General features: G+C 44.9%; 4 protein-coding genes. All 4 read left to right on the top strand.

Going from position 1 to position 2,623, the window contains the following annotated elements:
- Nucleotides 1-340, top strand: a 340-nt coding sequence (locus PORUE0001_RS10865) for a hypothetical protein (RefSeq protein WP_232501419.1), incomplete at its 5' end; no start/stop codon positions are given.
- Between the two features lie 21 nt (nt 341-361).
- Nucleotides 362-970, top strand: a complete 609-nt coding sequence (locus PORUE0001_RS04955; protein ID WP_007365371.1) for a hypothetical protein — start codon at nt 362-364, stop codon at nt 968-970.
- Nucleotides 967-1,941, top strand: coding sequence for a conjugal transfer protein TraJ (locus tag PORUE0001_RS09810; RefSeq protein ID WP_007365370.1), 975 nt, complete (start codon nt 967-969; stop codon nt 1,939-1,941). Before PORUE0001_RS04955 ends, PORUE0001_RS09810 begins: the two co-directional genes overlap by 4 nt.
- 6 nt (nt 1,942-1,947) lie before the next feature.
- On the top strand, nt 1,948-2,571 hold the full coding sequence (gene traK / locus PORUE0001_RS04945; RefSeq protein ID WP_007365368.1) for a conjugative transposon protein TraK: 624 nt from the start codon (nt 1,948-1,950) through the stop codon (nt 2,569-2,571).
- Nucleotides 2,572-2,623 lie beyond the last annotated feature (52 nt).

The following is a 2,623-nucleotide window of genomic DNA, read 5'->3' as shown; positions in this document are numbered from 1 at the left end:
CAATGGGGCTACAGACGTCAATGTCGTCTTTTATAAAGTGCTAGAGTCTAGAGTTGTAGTTCGCTACGATCCGACAGAAATCGCAGAAATGTCTCTTAACGACTTACCCCCTCTGATGACGTCCGATGGTCCTGGTTTGCATACAATTTCCGTTCGAATGGGTGACGATGTCAAGCTCTCTATAAAAGCAAAGGATGGTTATAGAATTACTTTTGTTGCCTCAGATCCTTCAGGGCTTCTTCGTCCTACGAGAAGAACCTCCAGTGAGGCTGAGTATCTGATCAACACCTCTAAGCATCAAGAAGTCGAAGTGTTGGTGCATTGCACGCGCCAGTCTTAAACCTCTATCACAATATAATCTATGAAACGTAATCACGTCCGATGGCTAACAGCCATCATAACTACAGCTCTGCTCCTCCTTGGAGCAGGGCTACCTGCTAAAGCGCAACTAATTGTTGCCGATCCTTCGGTTATTGCGAGCGATGTCGTTGAGTTTAAAAAACAATTTGATCGCTTCGCAGAAGAAACTGAAAAATGGGCGGCTCTTTATTCTAATGTATCTTCTATCGTTTCGGCTGGTCAAGATGTGAAGAAAGCCGTTAAGGCAGTTGAGGATTTGAGTAGAATTCCCGATAATGTGTTGCGAAATCAACGCAATAATAAGTACCTCTTTGATTCCGAAAAGACTAAAAGTTGGAAGAAGACTATGGAAATCCTTCAGGAGTGTATGGGGCTCGTAAAAGAGTTAAAGAGTTTTTCTGAACCTCGCAAATCTTCCGATGGCAAAACCCTCCAGATGTCTCAAGCCGATCGCTACAAAATAGTCAAGGAACTTAGTGATAAAGTTGTCGATCTCCGAGACAAAGCTTATCGCATTGTCAAAGACTACGATCGAATAGCAATGGGTCGAGAGGCTAGAGCTAACACCCGTCGAATGATTAACCGCCTTAATGGATATAAAAGCAGATGAGCTTCAGTAGTTTATATGAGACACTAGATAGGCTTATCGAGCAAATTATCACGGCGAACCTCGATGGCTATATGCTCCTAGCCCAATCGCTAGGAGCTTTGGGAGCGTTGCTCTACATAGCTTATCGAGTATGGCGTTCGCTGGCTAATGCTGAGCCTATCGATGTCTTTCCTCTTTTGAGACCGTTCGTTTTAGGTCTGCTTATTATGAACTTCACTTGGGTGACAGAACCCCTGAACGATGTGATTGGGGCTATCTCTCAAGGCACAGAAACTCTTTGTGAGTCCAATCAGGGGGAGCTAGAGCAAGCTCGTAACGACCTCCAAAACTATATAGAGCAGAAGCTAGAAGAGATGAGCGATGGTAGCTTTTTTGATTTGATACTAGGCAATACTGCATCTCTTAGAGTTCAGGTTGATTTTTGGATAATGGGTATCGTACAAGATATTCTGCAATGGCTGTTAGACTGTGCTAAGCTACTGCTGTACACGGTCTCCTCCTTTATGCTACTCATCTTAACTCTTCTCGGTCCTATCGTCTTTGCTTTTGCCATTTTTGATGGGTTTCAGGCTAGTTTGGTCTCGTGGATTTCACGATATATCCACTTGTCGCTATGGTTACCTGTGGCGAACATTCTCAATCTGATACTTAACAGTATCGAAATTGAGATGTGTCGTATGCAACTTGCAGACTTCCAAAGTGGTAAGTTCGGGTGTTCCTATGCTATGATTGTTTTCTACATCATTGGCTTGGTTGCCTTCACGACCGTTCCGACTGTATCAGGCTGGATTGTAGAGGCTGGAGGTGGCGGTGGAGGTCTCACTCGCAACCTCACCTCGGGAGGCTCTCGTCTTGCGGGCTTAGCTGGAGCTAGGGCAGGTGCCGTAGCTGGCGGAGCTGTAACTGCTGGAGCTACAGTGGTTGCAAGCGGAGCCAAGAAAGCGTACAACTTCTTAAAGCCAAAGAAATAATCTACTATGGACTTTAAGAGCTTACGTAATATCGAGAATAGCTTTAGGCGTGTACGTCTGTACACAATAGTCTTCGCTCTATTGTGTATGGGCGTAGCGTTAAGCTCTCTTGTCAGTGCCTATAACTTTGCAAATAAGCAACGTGAGAAGATATACGTACTTGACCAAGGTAAGTCGCTTATCCTTGCTCTAGCACAAGATGTTGAAGCCAATCGTCCTGTAGAGGCTCGTGAGCATCTTAGACGATTTCACGAATTGTTCTTCACGCTGGCTCCTGAGTCGCAAGCGATACAGAGCAATATCAGTCGAGCATTGGATATGGCCGACGAGTCTGCTTACAACTACTACACAGACTTGCAAGAGGAAAAGTACTATAATCGTCTCATCTCAACAAACACCTCTCAGGTGCTGACGGTTGATTCTATCTCTTGTGACTTTAATACTTACCCCTATGAGGCTGTGGTCTATGGCACACAGACCATCTACCGCAAGAGTAATGTCACAGAGCGGTCTCTTGTAACCGCCTGCTCATTACTCAACACGGTACGCAGTGATCGCAATCCGCAGGGCTTCCTAATCACTAAATTTAGAGTAATCAATAATGAAACAAGACGTACCACCCCTCGATAGTGTAGGCACTTCATCTACACAGAACAAGGTCGGCTGGGTAAAAAAACAGACT

The sequence above is a fragment of the Porphyromonas uenonis 60-3 genome (assembly GCF_000174775.1).
GTDB lineage: Bacteria > Bacteroidota > Bacteroidia > Bacteroidales > Porphyromonadaceae > Porphyromonas > Porphyromonas uenonis_A.
The sequence above is the reverse complement of the archived record's forward strand: the minus strand, read 5'-3'. Positions and strand labels throughout refer to the sequence as shown.